Raw genomic sequence first — 16,451 nt, 5'->3', positions numbered from 1 at the left:
GGGGATTCCAAGCAGAAGTTTGAGGAAATTCGAAGAGGCCGCAAAAACAAATGTTGACTCTCAAATGAGAATCGTTATGATTATCACAACTGGTCGCGAGATCAGCCGATAACTGAAAGACCATTGGTTCGGACTCTCAGATTATCTCCTCATCAGGCTAATCACGGTTATTTGACCCGGCTCTTGCCGGGTCTTTTTTTGCCCATAAAAAACTGCGGCGATTTTCAGCGGGCAATGATCAACGGATGGCCGAGCTCCGGATGCGGCTGCACCAACACATCCAGCCCGAATACCGCCCTCAGCGGCTCAGGCCGCAACACCTGTGCCGGTGTGTCCAACGCATGGGGCCGGCCATCCTCCAGTAACAGGATGCGATCACAGTAGCGCGCCGCCAGGTTCAGGTCGTGAAGGATCACCAGCACCGCCGCGCCACGGTCGGCAAAGCGCCGGATCGCCTGCAAGGTGGTGTGCTGGTGCAGCGGGTCAAGCATTGATGTCGGCTCATCCAGCAACAAGGTCTGCCCCGCTTCACCCGGCCATAGCTGCGCCAGCACCCGTGCGAGGTGCACACGCTGCCGCTCGCCGCCCGACAACGCCAGATAGCTGCGCCCGCTCAAGTGGCCGACGTCGGCAGCCTGCAAGGCAGCATTGATGATTTCATCGTCACGCACCCGGCCCGTCTGATGAGGCAAGCGCCCCATGCCCACCACCTCTTCGACGCGAAAGGCAAAGTCCAGGGTCGAGGTCTGCGGCAACACCGCCAGGCGCTGGGCACGCTGCGCTCCGCCCCAGTCCTTCAACTCACGCTGATCCAGCCACACACGGCCTTGGTCGGGCTGCAACTCGCCGCATAACGCACCGAGCAATGTACTTTTTCCCGCGCCGTTGGGGCCCAATACGCCGAGCACTTCTCCTGGCAGCAGGTCCAGGGTGATGTCCGCCAGCACAGTTTTGCGCCCACGGCAGATCTGCAGGTCTTCTACTCGCAGCATCAGGCGCGCCCTCGTAACAACAGGTAGAGGAAAAACGGCGCACCGATAAACGCGGTAACAATGCCGATCGGTAATTCCGCAGGCGCCAAGGCCAGGCGCGCCACCAGATCGGCAAACAACAGCAAACTCGCCCCCGCCAGCACCGAGGCTGGCAGCAGCACCCGATGATCCGGCCCCGCCAGCAGGCGTACCAGATGCGGCACCACCAGCCCGACAAAGCCGATCATCCCCGCAGCCGCCACGGCCGCGCCCACGCCCAGCGCGGTGCAGAACACCAGTTCGCGCTTGAGGCCTTCAACATCAATGCCCAAGTGACTGGCTTCCGACTCACCCAGCAGGAGTGCATTCAGCGCCTTGGCCCGGCGCGGCAGCCACAGTGCTACGCCGGCGCTGACCAGCAGCAGCGGCCATAAGCGCGAGTAGCTGGCGCCATTCAGGCTGCCCAGGTTCCAGAACGTCAGGGTGCGCAAGGTAGCGTCATCTGCCAGGTAGGTGAACAGGCCCACCGCCGAACTGGCGAGCGCCGTCAGGGCGATACCCGCCAGCAACATGGTCGCGACGTTGGTTTGGCCGTTGCGCCGCCCCAGGCGATAGACCAGCGCTGTTACCCCCAAACCGCCGAGGAAGGCACACAACGACAGCAGATAAGGCCCGAGGGCATCCGGCAAACCGCCAAAAAACGAACCACCGACAATCGCAATCGCCGCGCCCAACGCTGCACCGCTGGAAACCCCGACCAACCCGGGATCAGCCAATGGATTGCGAAACAGCCCCTGCATTGCAACGCCGGAAAGTGCCAGAACCCCACCGACGGCCAATCCCAGCAACGTACGCGGCAGGCGAATCTGCCCGAGGATCAACTCCGCCTGCTCCAGGCCTTGGGCCTCGATTGGCACACCCATCAAGCGTAAGGCTGCCCGCAGTGTGTCCATTAACGGCAAACTCACCGGTCCAAGGGCCAATGACAACCAGATCGCCAATACACACAGCAGACTCAAGCCGATAAAAAGGGTTCGCGGTTTAACCAGAGTGGTCATGGGGCGGTATTAGCCTGAGACGGATAGAACCCGGCAGACAGCCTCACCAGGCTTTGCGGCAAGCGTGGCCCAAGCCCACCCACCAGCAGCGTCGGGTCCAGTTCATAGACGCGTCCATTCTTGGCCGCTGGCGTCGAAGCCAGGATCGGGTTTTCCTTGAACAACGCGGCGCGGGCCGCATCCCCGGTCAAAGCGCGATCGGCAAACACCAGCACCTCAGGATTGAGCCCCGCCAGCGACTCTACGGAAAACGGCTTGTAACCATCGTGGGTCGCCAGGTTATGGCCGCCGGCCTGCTGCAACATCCAGTCAGCCGCCGTGTCTTTGCCCGCAATCAGCGGTTTGCCGCCGGCATGTCCCAGCAGCAACAGCACTCCAGGCGCCTTTTGAGTGGCCTGGGCCTTGGCCACCCAGTTCTTTTGGTGGTCAAGTTGTTGCTGATAGTCACTGAACAGTTCTGCAGCCTTCGCTTCGTTACCCAGCAGCTTGCCCAAATGCTGAAGGTTGCCCTGCAGCGTCGGCAGATCCGGCTCGGCTGAAAACAGCTCCACTTTCACACCGGCATTGCGGATTTGCACCAACACCGGTGGCGGCCCCATTTCCTCGGTGCCCACCAGGATTTGCGGGCGCAGGCTCAGAATGCCTTCCGCCGACAACTGACGCTGGTAACCAATGCTCGGCAACGCCTTGAGGGATTCCGGATGCTGGCTGGTGGTATCCACGCCCACCAGCTTTGACTCACCGCCCAGGGCCGTCACCCATTCCGACAACGCACCACCGGCGCTGACCCAGCGTTGTGGCAGTTCAGAGGCCTGGGCCCCAGCGTTGACCAGCAGTCCGACAACGAGCGCGATAGCACTGGCACTCAGGCGCATAAAAGGGTTTCCTTCCAAGGGGTGAGCCCGCTGAAACACTCGCAATGTGACAGATCAAGGCTGCCCGACATCGTACAGAGCGCCCAGTCAGCTTACGGGCGAAGCCGGCATTTGATAATTGTTTGCATTTGCACGTCAAGCACCGGGCTCTGCGGCAAAAACCAGGATAGCCTTACAGCCCGCAAACGGCGGCACTTAAGGATCGATATGAAGTTTCTCTGCGCCTCCAGCGAACTCGCACCCAACGCCAGCCTCGGTTTCGATATCGACGGCCGCAAGCTGTTTGCCGTGCGCCGCGAAGGCATTGCCTACTTCTATATCAACCGCTGCCCACATCGCGGGGTGCCGCTGGAATGGCAGCCGCACCAGTTTCTCGACCCCAGCGCCAGCCTGATCCAGTGCGCCACCCATGGCGCGCTGTTCCTGATCGAAAGCGGTGAGTGCGTCGCCGGCCCTTGCGCCGGCCAGAGCCTGACAGCCCTGCCCGGCCGCGAGGATGAACAAGGCCTGTGGGTACAACTCTAGTCGCCGAGCAATACTTCCAGCCGGCGATCGACGCAGATTTCCTCTGACGTCACTCGCACGCCATAGGCCAGCACCTCGACGCCCGCCGCCTTGGCCTCACGCAACGCTGCCGCATAACCGGCATCAATTTCTTCGGCAGGACGCACCGCATCGATCCCCGAGAGGTTGACGCAGTACAACTGCACTGCCCGTACCCCCTCACGCGCCAGATGCGCCAGCTCACGCAGATGCTTGGCACCGCGCTGGGTCACGGCATCGGGAAACGCCGCCGTCGAGGTCCCGTCAAACCCGAGGGTGACGCTTTTGACTTCGACATATGCCGCGCCCGCCGGGTAATCCAGGCGGAAATCGATCCGGCTGTTTTCCTGGCCGTAGGCGACTTCGCGTTTCAAGGCGGTAAAGCCATTGAGCTCGGTGATAACCCCCGCGCGCAGCGCTTCTTCAACCAACTGATTGGCCCGCGCCGTGTTCACACAAGCCAGGCGCCCTTGTGGGGTTTCGCTGATTTCCCAGGTGCCTGGCAGCTTGCGCTTGGGGTCATTGGAGCGGCTGAACCAGACCTGGCCACCTTCCACCATGCAGTTGAACATCGAGCCGGTGTTCGGGCAGTGAATGGTCAACAACTCGCCGGTAACGGTTTCGATATCGGCGAGAAAACGCTTGTAGCGGCGGATCAGCCGGCCTTCTTCAAGGGGAGGATTAAAGCGCATCAGCCTTGCCAACTCCGCAGGCCGCGGGCAATCCGTTCAACGGCTTGCTGTAGGCGATCAAGGTTTTGCGTGTAGGCAAAACGCACATGGTGACCGGCTTGATAACGGCCGAAATCCAGGCCCGGCGTGAACGCAACGTGCTCGGTTTCGAGGAAGTGCCGGCAGAACGCGAAGGCATCGCCGCCAAATGCGCTGATATCGGCATACAGGTAGAACGCGCCTTCCGGCTCCACGGCAATACCGAAACCCAACTCGCGCAGGGCTGGCAGCAGGAAGTCGCGACGCCGGCCAAACTCGGCCCGGCGGTCTTCAAGAATGTTCAATGTTTGCGGGGTAAAGCAGGCCAGGGCCGCATGCTGGGCCATGCTCGGCGCGCTGATGTAGAGATTCTGCGCCAGCTTCTCCAGCTCACCCACCGCAGCAGGCGGCGCCACCAGCCAGCCCAGGCGCCAGCCGGTCATTCCGAAATACTTCGAAAAACTATTTAGAACGAAGGCTTCATCGTCGACTTCCAGCACGCTGGCGGCATCGGTGCCATAGGTCAGGCCGTGGTAGATCTCATCCACCACCAAATGCCCATTGCGCGCCTTGATGGCGCTCGACAACCCCGCCAACTCGTCCCGCGTCAGGATGGTGCCGGTAGGGTTGGCAGGCGACGCGACCAACGCGCCCACGCTGTCCTGATCCCAATGGCGCGCCACCAGGTCGGCGGTCAGTTGATAACGCACCTCGGGGCCGACCGGGACCAGTTGGGCCGCGCCCTCCACCAGCCGCAGGAAGTGGCGGTTGCAGGGGTAGCCTGGGTCTGCCAGCAGCCAGTGCTTGCCGGGGTCCACCAGCAGGCTGCTCGCCAGCAACAAGGCTCCCGAGCCGCCGGGTGTAATCAGAATTCGCTCGGGATCGATGCTCAACCCGTAGCGCTGCTGGTAGAAACCGCTGATGGCTTGCCGCAACTCCGGTAGCCCGCGGGCCGCGGTATAGCGGGTCTTGCCATTGGCCAGCGCCGCCTGCCCGGCCTTGATGATGGGTTCGGCGGTGGTGAAGTCCGGCTCGCCGATTTCCAGGTGAATCACGTCGTGACCGGCGGCCTGCAATTCATTGGCCCGCGCCAGCAACGCCATGACATGGAAAGGTTCGATAGCGCGGCTACGCGCACTGTAGGGCTGAGCCATTAGCCTTCCTTAACTCTGAGGACAAACCCCGATTCTACCCAACCCGCCGCGCAAAACCTGCTCTATTGCCCCAAGACATGTAGCAAGCACGGCAAGCAACTACCTGCAAAACAGCTAAAATCAACATTCGAGACCGTACAAGCCCGCCCTGCTGGGGCCTGCGGCGGTTTGCAAGCCAAAGGAGACGGTGCCTCGACAACCGGGAGTGGCGCACCCCGAATCTATCTGGTAAGTTCGCCCGCTTGCAGCCGCAGGGCCGGCAGGTGTCGGTGATGTTGCAATCCTGCGCAATGGATTAGAAGAGTGAGAGGCGGTCCATTCATGCCCACCCAAGCAAAGCAACAGAGCATCAGCGGCTTCCAACCCTACGTCGAGGCGAAGGGTGAGGAATACATGGGCAAGCCCATGCGCGAACACTTCTCCAAGATCCTGAAGCAGTGGAAACAGGACTTGATGCAAGAGGTTGACCGTACCGTTGACCATATGAAGGACGAAGCGGCCAACTTCCCGGACCCGGCAGACCGTGCCAGCCAGGAAGAAGAGTTCGCCCTTGAACTGCGCGCCCGTGATCGCGAGCGCAAGCTGATCAAGAAGATCGACAAGACCCTGCAACTCATCGAAGACGAAGAGTACGGCTGGTGCGAGTCCTGCGGCGTCGAGATTGGTATTCGCCGCCTGGAAGCGCGTCCTACTGCCGACCTGTGCGTGGACTGCAAGACCTTGGCTGAAATCAAGGAAAAACAGGTCGGCAAGTAATCATTGCCGGGCTGAACAAATGGGGCGTGCGAACGCCCCATTTTTGTTTCTGGCGTTTGCTGGTTTTCCAGTAATATCCGGCCCATGACAGCCTCCTCCTATATCGGGCGTTTCGCCCCCACGCCCAGCGGACACCTGCACTTCGGTTCCCTGGTCGCCGCCCTCGCCTCCTACCTCGACGCCCGTGCCAACCAAGGCCGCTGGCTGATGCGCATGGAAGACCTCGACCCGCCACGGGAAGAGCCCGGCGCCCAGGCCGCCATCCTGAATGCCCTGGAACGCTATGGTTTTGAATGGGACGGGGAGTTGGTCCGACAAAGCGAGCGGCACGATGCCTACGCTGACGTGCTCAACCGCCTGTTCAATCATGGCCTGGCCTACGCCTGCACCTGCTCGCGCAAGCAACTGGAGCCCTATAACGGGATTTATCCGGGACTGTGCCGCAATGCCGGGCATGACCAGCAAGATGCCGCCATCCGCCTGCGAGTACCGGAGTTGGAGTACCACTTTACCGACCGCGTACAAGGCGAATTCCGACAGCATCTGGGTCGCGACGTAGGCGACTTCATCATCCGCCGTCGCGACGGCCTGTATGCCTACCAATTGGCGGTAGTCCTCGATGATGCCTGGCAAGGTGTGACCGACATCGTGCGTGGCGCCGACCTGCTCGACTCCACGCCACGCCAACTGTATCTGCAAGAATTGCTGGGCCTGCGCCAACCGCGTTACCTGCATGTGCCGCTGATCATCCAGCCGGACGGTAACAAGCTGGGCAAATCCTACCGCTCACCGCCCTTGACCACTGACCAGGCCACGCCTTTGCTGTTAAGAGCACTGCGCGCCCTGGGCCAGCCGGCGGGCGACGAACTGCACCACGCCAGCCCACGGGAACTGCTGGATTGGGGCATTGAACACTGGGATGCCACACAGATCCCGCGCACACTCACGCTGGCCGAAGCGCAATTGCGCTGAAGGCGCTTGCAGCTTGCGAGCCATCCGTTACCATCGCCGCAGTTTTTCAATCAGAGGCCAACATGTACATCTATCGATTGGTCCTGCTGCTGGTCGTCGGGATCTACCTGTTTTCTCCCGCCATCATGGATTGGTGGATCGACGCCACAGGCGCCTGGTACCGGCCCTATCTGCTTTGGCTGATTCTGATCGTCGTGACTTTCATCCTGCAGAGCCAAAAAGATGCCGATGAGCTTTAGCCTGACCGAGATGCTGCTGATCAGCGCCGCCTACCTGGCCGCGTTGTTCGGGGTAGCCTGGATCAGTGAACGCGGGATGATTCCGCGGGCGATCATTCGCCATCCGTTGACCTACACCTTGTCCTTGGGCGTGTACGCGAGTGCCTGGGCGTTTTATGGCACCGTGGGCCTGGCCTATCAGTACGGTTACGGCTTTCTGTCCAGTTATCTTGGGGTGTCCGGCGCGTTTTTGCTGGCGCCGGTGCTGTTGTATCCGATCCTGAAAATCACCCGCACCTATCAGTTGTCGTCCCTGGCCGACCTGTTTGCGTTCCGTTTTCGCAGTACCTGGGCCGGTGCGCTGACCACGATTTTCATGCTGATCGGCGTGCTGCCGTTGCTGGCATTGCAGATCCAGGCCGTGGCCGACTCCATCAGCATCCTCACCCGCGAACCGGTGCAACACCGCGTGGCATTGAGCTTCTGCGCACTGATCACTCTGTTCACGATTTTCTTCGGCTCACGGCATATCGCCACCCGTGAGAAACATGAAGGACTGGTGTTTGCGATCGCGTTTGAATCGGTGATCAAGCTGATCGCCATCGGCGGTGTCGGTCTGTATGCGTTGTATGGCGTATTCGACGGCCCGCAACAGCTGGAACTGTGGCTGCTGCAAAACCAGACCGCCCTGGCCGCACTGCACACGCCGTTGCAGGAAGGCCCATGGCGCACGCTGCTTTTGGTGTTCTTCGCCTCGGCGATTGTGATGCCGCACATGTACCACATGACCTTCACCGAAAACCTCAACCCGCGCTCGCTGGTCAGCGCCAGCTGGGGCTTGCCGCTGTTCCTGCTGTTGATGAGCCTGGCGGTGCCGCTGATCCTGTGGGCCGGCCTGAAACTTGGCGCCACCACCAATCCCGAATACTTCACGCTGGGCGTGGGTATTGCCGCCAACAGCAAATCCCTCGCATTGCTGGCCTATGTCGGCGGATTATCGGCCTCCAGCGGGCTGATCATCGTCAGTACCCTGGCGCTGTCGGGGATGGCGCTGAATCACCTGGTGCTGCCGCTCTACCAGCCGCCGGCCGAAGGCAATATCTACCGCTGGCTGAAATGGACCCGCCGGGCCCTGATCGTCGCGATCATCATGGCCGGCTATGGCTTCTACCTGTTGCTGGGTGCAGAACAGGACCTGGCCAACCTGGGGATTGTCGCCTTCGTCGCCACCTTGCAGTTCCTGCCGGGCGTGCTGTCGGTGCTGTACTGGCCGACCGCCAACCGCCGAGGCTTTATCGCCGGTTTGCTCGCCGGGATCCTGGTATGGACCGTGACCATGCTGCTGCCGTTGGTGGGCAACCTGCAGGGCTTCTACATCCCGCTGCTGAACATGATCTACGTGCTGGATGACACCAGTTGGCACATGGCGGCAATTGCCTCGCTGGCGGCCAACGTGCTGATGTTCACCCTGATCTCGCTGTTCACCAACGCCAGCCCCGAAGAAACCAGCGCCGCCGAAGCCTGCGCAGTGGACAACGTCCGTCGCCCGCAACGCCGCGAACTGCACGCCGCCTCACCCCAGGAATTCGCCACGCAACTGGCCAAGCCGCTGGGCGCCAAGGCCGCACAAAAGGAGGTCGAGCAGGCCCTGCGCGATCTCTACTTGCCGTTCGACGAGCGCCGGCCTTATGCCCTGCGCCGCCTGCGGGACCGTATCGAAGCCAACCTTTCCGGCCTGATGGGCCCGAGCGTGTCCCAGGACATAGTCGAGACCTTCCTGCCCTACAAGGCCGGCGGTGAAAACTACGTGACCGAAGACATCCACTTCATCGAGAGCCGGCTGGAGGATTACCACTCCCGCCTCACCGGCCTTGCCGCCGAACTCGATGCCCTGCGCCGCTATCACCGCCAGACGTTGCAGGAACTGCCGATGGGCGTCTGCTCCCTGGCCAAGGATCAAGAGATCCTGATGTGGAACAAGGCCATGGAAGAGCTCACCGGCATCGCCGCCCAACGTGTGGTGGGCTCGCGCCTGAACACCATTGGCGACCCGTGGAAAGAATTGCTCCAGGGCTTCATCAACCTGCCCGACGAACACTTGCACAAACAGCACCTGGCGCTGGATGGCCAGACCCGCTGGCTCAACCTGCACAAGGCCGCCATCGACGAGCCACTGGCGCCCGGCAACAGCGGCCTGGTGCTGCTGGTGGAAGACCTGACCGAAACCCAGATGCTCGAAGACAAGCTGGTGCACTCCGAGCGCCTGGCCAGCATCGGGCGCCTGGCCGCGGGTGTGGCCCATGAAATCGGCAATCCGATCACCGGTATCGCCTGCCTCGCGCAAAACCTGCGGGAAGAGCGCGAAGAAGACGGCGAAATCATCGAAATCAGCGGGCAGATTCTCGAGCAGACCAAGCGTGTCTCGCGCATCGTGCAGTCGCTGATGAGCTTTGCCCACGCGGGCGCCCATCAGAATCACGACGAAGCGGTGTGCCTGGCCGAAGTGGCCCAGGATGCCATTGGGCTGCTGGCCTTGAACCGGCGCAATTTCGAAGTACAGTTCTTCAACCTGTGCGACCCGGAACACTGGGTCGACGGTGATTCACAACGCCTGGCCCAAGTGCTGATCAACCTGCTGTCCAACGCCCGCGACGCATCGCCGGCCGGCAGCGCAGTACGGGTCAAGAGCGAGGCTTTCGAGCACACGGTCGATCTGATCGTCGAGGACGAAGGCAGCGGCATTCCACAGAACATCATGGATCGATTGTTCGAACCCTTCTTCACCACCAAGGATCCGGGTGAAGGTACCGGTCTGGGCCTTGCACTGGTCTATTCCATCGTTGAAGAGCATTATGGACAAATCACCATCGACAGCCCGGCTGACACCGAAAGCCAACGCGGCACCCGTATTCGGGTGACCTTGCCGCGTCATGTCGAAGCGACGTCCGCTGTGAACTGAGACCGTCGAGAGAGTTGAATCAATGCCGCACATTTTGATCGTCGAAGACGAAACCATTATCCGCTCTGCCTTGCGTCGCCTGCTTGAACGTAATCAGTACCAGGTCAGCGAAGCCGGCTCGGTGCAGGAAGCCCAAGAGCGTTTCAGCATTCCCACGTTCGACCTGATCGTCAGTGACCTGCGTTTGCCAGGCGCCCCCGGCACCGAGCTGATCAAGCTCGGCCAAGGCACTCCGGTGCTGATCATGACCAGCTACGCCAGCCTGCGCTCGGCCGTGGACTCCATGAAGATGGGCGCGGTGGACTACATCGCCAAGCCCTTCGACCACGACGAAATGCTCCAGGCCGTAGCGCGAATCCTGCGTGACCGTCAATCGGCCAGCAGCGCACCGGCTGAACGCCCGGCAGCGGGCAAGGCCGCCAATGGTTCTGAAAAACCCGGTATTGATAACAGTAACGGCGAAATCGGCATCATCGGCTCCTGCCCACCCATGCAGGACCTGTACAGCAAGATCCGCAAAGTGGCGCCAACCGACTCCAATGTACTGATCCAGGGCGAGTCCGGTACCGGTAAAGAACTGGTGGCCCGTGCCCTGCACAACCTGTCCAAGCGCGCCAAGGCACCGATGATCTCGGTGAACTGCGCGGCGATCCCCGAATCCCTGATCGAATCCGAATTGTTCGGCCATGAAAAAGGCGCCTTTACCGGCGCCAGTGCTGGCCGTGCGGGTTTGGTTGAAGCCGCCGACGGCGGCACGCTGTTCCTCGACGAGATTGGCGAGCTGCCGCTGGAAGCCCAGGCACGCTTGCTGCGGGTACTCCAGGAAGGCGAAATACGTCGCGTCGGTTCGGTACAGTCGCAAAAGGTCGACGTACGACTGATTGCGGCCACTCACCGTGACCTGAAGAGCCTGGCCAAGATTGGCCAGTTCCGTGAAGACCTTTATTACCGCCTGCACGTGATAGCTCTCAAACTGCCGGCCCTGCGTGAGCGCGGCGCCGACGTCAACGAAATCGCCACGGCCTTCCTGGCGCGCCAGAGTGCGCGCATCAACCGTACCGACCTGAAGTTTGCTGCCGATGCCGAGCAGGCGATTCGTCACTACTCCTGGCCGGGTAACGTGCGGGAGCTGGAAAACGCGGTAGAGCGTGCGGTGATTCTGTCGGAGAGCCCGGAAATTTCCGCCGAGCTGCTGGGGATCGATATCGAGCTCAGCGACCTGGATGATGATGACTTCATCGGTTTGCCACCGCAGCAAGGTGGCGGCAGTAACAACAGCCACGAGCCGACGGAAGATTTGTCACTGGAAGATTACTTCCAGCATTTCGTGCTGGAGCACCAGGACCACATGACCGAGACCGAACTGGCGCGCAAACTGGGCGTCAGCCGTAAATGCCTGTGGGAACGGCGCCAGCGCCTGGGTATCCCGCGGCGCAAGACCGGGGTTGCCAGCGAAAGCTGAGTGGGTCGCCCCCACAGGTAACACCCGCAGATGTGAAAAAACTGTTACCGCTGATTTTTCACGTAACAAAAGCCGGGGCTTACGGTAACGAAGCCCCGGCTTTTTTTCGCCTACAAAAAACCCGAAAACGCCCCGAACCCCTTATTTTGCTGGGCCTCGCAAAAGTTGGCACGCACCCTGCTATATGCTTAGTACAAAAACAATAACAAGCAAATGTACAAGACAATAAAAATAAGACGAATCGACTCACGCATAACAAAAACAACACGGCGGAGGCGCAGCTAACTGATTCTTTTGGAGAGGCGTTGCATTTGGGGCTTGCCCCGCAACCAGGCCGAGAACAACAAAAACTGCCCTAAGGCAGAGCCTGAACTGGTTGGATCGTAGATCAGCAACACAGCGACCAAAGCAATCCGTTTGCTCTTGGCTCCCGATTGGGAGTGTCATGAAGGTGAAGCTTCATGGCGAGGGCGATCAACAAAAACAAGAAGCCCGAAACCAATAATAAAAATAGAGCACGCAACTACTTCTGGGGGAGCTTCGGCTCCCCTTGTAGTTTCCGCGATTTGGCACCTGCCACCCTTCTTTTAAGCTTCTGGCTCAAGCCTTGCAGCTAGTTCCTACACCATCCCCTGACTAAATGCTAGAATCCCGGCCCATCATGCGGTCATTCTTCGTTATGGCCGAACATTCCTTCAAACAGTGCATCCCATGCTGAAGAAGTTGTTCCAGTCATTCCGTTCTCCCTTGCGTCGTACGCAACACAAACGCAGCACGCCTGAAGTGCTCAATAGCAGCCAGCATTCGCTGCAACGCGCCCAGTTCAGCCGTTATGCGGTGAACATCGTCGAACGTTTGCAGAACGCCGGCTACCAGGCCTACCTGGTTGGCGGTTGCGTGCGCGACATGTTGCTCAATATCACTCCCAAGGATTTCGACGTCGCCACCAGCGCCACGCCGGAACAAGTGCGTGCCGAATTCCGCAATGCGCGGATCATCGGCCGGCGCTTCAAGTTGGTGCACATCCACTTTGGTCGCGAGATCATCGAGGTCGCGACCTTCCGCGCCAACCATCCGCAAAACGATGAAGAAGAAGACACTAACCAGTCTTCCCGCAACGAAAGCGGGCGCATCCTGCGGGACAACGTCTACGGCACCCTGGAAGAAGACGCGCAGCGCCGCGACTTCACCATCAATGCCCTGTATTACGACCCGGTCAGCGAGCGCATCCTCGATTACGCCAATGGCGTACACGACATCCGCAACAACCTGCTGCGCCTGATCGGCGACCCGACGCAACGCTACCAGGAAGACCCGGTGCGCATGCTGCGGGCCGTGCGTTTCGCCGCCAAGCTGAACTTCGGCATCGAGAAGCACACGGCCGCGCCGATTCGCGACCTGGCGCCGATGCTGCGGGAAATTCCCTCGGCCCGGTTGTTCGAAGAGGTGCTCAAGCTGTTCCTCTCCGGCTACGCTGCCGACACCTTCGAAATGCTGGTAGACCTGCAGTTGTTCGACCCACTGTTCCCGGCCAGCGCCGAAGCACTGGAGTACAACCCGACCTACACCCACACGCTGATCAGCGAAGCCCTGATCAACACCGACCTGCGCATCAAGCAGAACAAACCGGTAACCCCGGCGTTCCTGTTTGCCGCCCTGTTGTGGCCAGCGCTTCCAAAACGCGTCATGCGCTTGCAAGACCGTGGCATGCCGGCAATTCCGGCCATGCAGGAAGCCGCTCACGAGCTGATCGCCGAGCAATGCCAGCGCATCGCCATCCCGAAACGCTTCACCATGCCGATCCGCGAGATCTGGGACATGCAGGAGCGCCTGCCACGCCGCAGCGGCAAACGCGCCGACCTGCTGCTGGACAACCCGCGCTTCCGTGCCGGCTATGACTTCCTGCTGCTGCGCGAAAGCGCTGGCGAGCAGACCGACGGCCTGGGCGAATGGTGGACCGACTACCAGGACGCCAACGACAGCCAGCGCCGCGAGATGATCAAAGAGCTCAGCAGCAAAGGCGAAGCCACCGGCGATGGCCCGAAAAAACGTCGCCGCAGCAGTGGCAGCAAGCGCAAACGCAGCGCTGGCGATTCATCGAGCGCGTCGGGCGAGTAAGCACGTGGAACGTATCTACGTCGGCATGGGCAGCAACCTGGCTGCCCCTGAACAACAATTGCGCGACGCCATCGAGGCCCTCGCGCAATTGCCGGACACCACGCTGGCGGGCGTCTCCGCCTTCTATCAAAGTGATTCCCTGCTCCCGGGCCAGCCGCGCTATACCAATGCGGTCGCGGCCCTGGACAGCGCCCTGGCACCACTGGAGCTGCTCGATGCGCTGCAAGCCATCGAGAATGACCAGGGCCGCGAGCGTCTTGAGCGTTGGGGCCCACGCACCCTGGACCTGGATATCCTGGTGTTTGGCGACCGGCTGATCGATGAGCCGCGCCTGAAGGTGCCGCACTATCAAATGCACCTGCGTGCATTCGTGCTTTACCCGCTGGCAGAACTGGCCCCTGCCAGCCTGCAACTGGCCGATGGCCGCCTGCTCGGCGACCTGCTGGATGCCTGCCCGTTTGTCGGCCTGGAACGCCTGCCTTCAAACCTGTAGGAGCGAGCTTGCTCGCGAAAAACCTGAGAACACCGCTGGGCGCCAGGCTTCCCGCGTCATCATTGACGACCTTCGCGAGCTAGCTCGCTCCTGCATTTACTACGCATCATTTACTGCTGAATCGCATCAGTAACAGCGGTAACACCACCGCCGTAACAATGCGGTAACACATCCAATTGACTTCCAGAGTCCTCCTCACGACTATAGGCGTCCCGCTGCCGCCTACCCGGCGCTAAAGGGCGCAATCCAGGCCTTATAAGCACTGATCCTTAAGAAAGTGCGCCTGTATAAACGAAGACTCACGCGCGTTACTCGCTGTTTCCAAGCGCCTGAATGAGGACCCTTTTCATGCCAAACGTTACCCTGAGCACCTTGCAGAGCCTCAAGCTCAAAGGTGAAAAGATCACCATGCTGACCTGCTACGACGCCACTTTTGCCCAGGCCAGCAGCCAGGCAGGAGTTGAAGTGTTGCTGGTGGGGGACTCCCTGGGCATGGTTCTACAAGGGAATGACAGCACCCTGCCCGTTACCAATGATGAAATCGCTTACCACACGGCCTGCGTCAAGCGCGGCAACGAAGGCGCCTTCATCATTGCCGACCTGCCCTTCATGGCCGATGCCACCATCGAACAGACCCTGACCAACAGTGCTCAACTGATGCGTGCCGGTGCACACATGATCAAGGTTGAAGGTGCCGCCTGGCTCGCCGAGTCGATTCGTTTGCTGGCTGAACGCGGCGTGCCGGTTTGCGCGCACATGGGCCTGACGCCACAGTCGGTGAATATCCTCGGCGGCTACAAGGTGCAAGGCCGCGGCGAAGCCCAGGCGCGCCAGATGCGGGCCGATGCCATCGCCCTTGAACAGGCCGGTGCGTGCATGATTCTGCTCGAATGCGTGCCAAGCGAGCTGGCAGCGGAAATCACCCAGGCCGTTAAAGTACCGGTGATCGGTATCGGCGCCGGTCCTGCCACAGACGGCCAGGTATTGGTACTGCATGACATGCTGGGCCTGTCCCTTACCGGCCGCGTACCCAAGTTCGTGAAGAACTTCATGGCGGGCCAGGACAGTATCCAATCAGCCCTCGCCGCCTACGTCAGCGAAGTCAAAGCCGTCACCTTCCCGGGCGCCGAACACGGATTCTCCGCATGAACACCGTCAAGACCGTGCGCGAACTGCGCGCCGCCGTCACCCATGCCCGCAGTGCGGGCAAGCGCATCGGCTTCGTGCCCACCATGGGCAACCTGCACAGCGGCCATGCCACGCTGGTCACCAAGGCTGCGCAACAAGCGGACTTCGTGGTGGCGAGCATTTTCGTCAACCCGCTGCAATTCGGCGCCGGCGAAGACCTGGACAAGTACCCGCGCACCCTGGCGGCCGACCAGGAGAAGCTCTTGCAAGCAGGTTGCAACCTGTTGTTCGCCCCGACCGTCGAGGAGATGTACCCCGACGGCATGGCCGGCCAGACTCGCGTCAGCGTGCCGCAACTGTCCGAAGGCCTGTGCGGCGCCAGCCGGCCCGGGCATTTTGAAGGCGTAGCCACGGTGGTCAGCAAGCTGTTCAACATGGTCCAGCCGGACCTGGCGATCTTTGGCCAGAAGGACTACCAGCAACTGGCGGTGATTCGCGCCATGGTCCATGACCTGAACATGCCGATCCAGATTATCGGCGAGCCGACCGTGCGCGCCGACGACGGCCTCGCGCTGTCGTCGCGCAATGGTTACCTCACCGACGAACAGCGCGCGATCGCACCGGTGCTGTACCGCAGCCTCAGCCAGATTGCCGCCGCCATTGAAGCGGGCGACCGCGACTTCGCCAAACTGCGCGCCGCACAGGTCCAGCAGATCGAAGCGGCAGGTTTTCGCATGGACTACCTGGAGGTTCGCCAGGGCCTGCACCTGCGTCCGGCCACCGCCGAAGACAAGGACCTGGTGATCCTGGTCGCCGCCTACCTGGGCGCCACCCGGCTGATCGACAACCTGCATCTGCACCTGAACTGACCCCGCCGCACACCCCGCCTGTTGCACTGCCTGATCGGCCGGTATAAAAAAGTACCGGCCACAGCGCAGACAAAGCCAAGACAGATCGACACGCTAGGTTTAATGTATTCGCCCTACGCTATTCGTTGGCGTCGACCGGAGCCTGTCATCTTCACAAAGACAGGA

The 16,451-nt window shown here is 60.9% G+C and carries 15 protein-coding genes; 10 read left to right on the top strand and 5 right to left on the bottom strand.

Translation table 11 applies throughout. From position 1 onward, the window contains the following. Positions 1-224: 224 nt before the first annotated feature. Genes HX873_RS02740 through HX873_RS02730 form a run of 3 tightly spaced genes read right to left on the bottom strand, consistent with a single transcriptional unit; the run spans position 225 to position 2,904 of the window. A complete protein-coding gene (locus tag HX873_RS02740; RefSeq protein ID WP_177122337.1) occupies positions 225-992 on the bottom strand; it encodes a heme ABC transporter ATP-binding protein in 768 nt (255 codons plus the stop codon). After that, positions 992-2,029 carry an iron ABC transporter permease gene (locus HX873_RS02735; protein WP_003212144.1) on the bottom strand — a complete coding sequence of 346 codons (1,038 nt, stop codon included), beginning with the start codon at positions 2,027-2,029 and terminating at the stop codon, positions 992-994. The genes HX873_RS02740 and HX873_RS02735 overlap by 1 nt, the downstream gene beginning before the upstream one ends. Beyond that, positions 2,026-2,904, bottom strand: coding sequence for a hemin ABC transporter substrate-binding protein (locus tag HX873_RS02730; RefSeq protein WP_177122336.1), 879 nt, complete (start codon positions 2,902-2,904; stop codon positions 2,026-2,028). The genes HX873_RS02735 and HX873_RS02730 overlap by 4 nt, the downstream gene beginning before the upstream one ends. Positions 2,905-3,111: 207 nt before the next feature. On the opposite strand from HX873_RS02730, the gene HX873_RS02725 reads away from it, so the two are divergent. Further along, positions 3,112-3,429 carry a Rieske (2Fe-2S) protein gene (locus HX873_RS02725; protein ID WP_003212149.1) on the top strand — a complete coding sequence of 106 codons (318 nt, stop codon included), beginning with the start codon at positions 3,112-3,114 and terminating at the stop codon, positions 3,427-3,429. Here the strand turns inward: HX873_RS02725 and sfsA are convergent. Both sfsA and HX873_RS02715 read right to left on the bottom strand, forming a co-directional pair. Continuing rightward, positions 3,426-4,139 carry a DNA/RNA nuclease SfsA gene (gene sfsA, locus HX873_RS02720; RefSeq protein WP_003212151.1) on the bottom strand — a complete coding sequence of 238 codons (714 nt, stop codon included), beginning with the start codon at positions 4,137-4,139 and terminating at the stop codon, positions 3,426-3,428. The two genes, HX873_RS02725 and sfsA, sit on opposite strands and share 4 nt — an antisense overlap. Continuing rightward, positions 4,139-5,311, bottom strand: coding sequence for a pyridoxal phosphate-dependent aminotransferase (locus HX873_RS02715; RefSeq protein WP_008436881.1), 1,173 nt, complete (start codon positions 5,309-5,311; stop codon positions 4,139-4,141). Before HX873_RS02715 ends, sfsA begins: the two co-directional genes overlap by 1 nt. Before the next feature lie 321 nt (positions 5,312-5,632). Between HX873_RS02715 and dksA the strand changes: the two genes are divergently transcribed. From dksA to panC, 9 genes are all read left to right on the top strand, one after another. Further along, a complete protein-coding gene (gene dksA, locus HX873_RS02710; RefSeq protein ID WP_003212154.1) occupies positions 5,633-6,067 on the top strand; it encodes an RNA polymerase-binding protein DksA in 435 nt (144 codons plus the stop codon). An 84-nt stretch (positions 6,068-6,151) separates the two neighbouring features. Next, positions 6,152-7,039 carry a tRNA glutamyl-Q(34) synthetase GluQRS gene (gene gluQRS, locus HX873_RS02705; protein ID WP_177122335.1) on the top strand — a complete coding sequence of 296 codons (888 nt, stop codon included), beginning with the start codon at positions 6,152-6,154 and terminating at the stop codon, positions 7,037-7,039. A gap of 62 nt (positions 7,040-7,101) precedes the next feature. Continuing rightward, positions 7,102-7,278, top strand: coding sequence for a hypothetical protein (locus HX873_RS02700; protein ID WP_003176118.1), 177 nt, complete (start codon positions 7,102-7,104; stop codon positions 7,276-7,278). Continuing rightward, positions 7,262-10,216, top strand: a complete 2,955-nt coding sequence (locus tag HX873_RS02695; protein ID WP_177122334.1) for a sensor histidine kinase — start codon at positions 7,262-7,264, stop codon at positions 10,214-10,216. The genes HX873_RS02700 and HX873_RS02695 overlap by 17 nt, the downstream gene beginning before the upstream one ends. A 22-nt stretch (positions 10,217-10,238) precedes the next feature. Then, positions 10,239-11,678 (top strand): sigma-54 dependent transcriptional regulator, encoded by a 1,440-nt coding sequence (locus HX873_RS02690; RefSeq protein WP_003212159.1) that lies wholly within the window; start codon positions 10,239-10,241, stop codon positions 11,676-11,678. 711 nt (positions 11,679-12,389) lie between these two features. Beyond that, positions 12,390-13,796 (top strand): polynucleotide adenylyltransferase PcnB, encoded by a 1,407-nt coding sequence (locus HX873_RS02685; RefSeq protein WP_003212161.1) that lies wholly within the window; start codon positions 12,390-12,392, stop codon positions 13,794-13,796. A 4-nt stretch (positions 13,797-13,800) separates the two neighbouring features. Continuing rightward, positions 13,801-14,289, top strand: coding sequence for a 2-amino-4-hydroxy-6-hydroxymethyldihydropteridine diphosphokinase (gene folK, locus HX873_RS02680; protein WP_003212163.1), 489 nt, complete (start codon positions 13,801-13,803; stop codon positions 14,287-14,289). Between the two features lie 348 nt (positions 14,290-14,637). Then, positions 14,638-15,438 carry a 3-methyl-2-oxobutanoate hydroxymethyltransferase gene (panB, locus tag HX873_RS02675; protein WP_003212164.1) on the top strand — a complete coding sequence of 267 codons (801 nt, stop codon included), beginning with the start codon at positions 14,638-14,640 and terminating at the stop codon, positions 15,436-15,438. After that, positions 15,435-16,286, top strand: a complete 852-nt coding sequence (gene panC / locus HX873_RS02670) for a pantoate--beta-alanine ligase (protein ID WP_003212166.1) — start codon at positions 15,435-15,437, stop codon at positions 16,284-16,286. The genes panB and panC overlap by 4 nt, the downstream gene beginning before the upstream one ends. Positions 16,287-16,451: the final 165 nt, after the last annotated feature.

Origin of the sequence: Pseudomonas sp. P7758 (assembly GCF_013386485.1) — a bacterium.
In the GTDB taxonomy this organism is placed as follows: Bacteria; Pseudomonadota; Gammaproteobacteria; order Pseudomonadales; family Pseudomonadaceae; genus Aquipseudomonas.
This window is presented reverse-complemented; position numbering and strand designations above follow the sequence as displayed.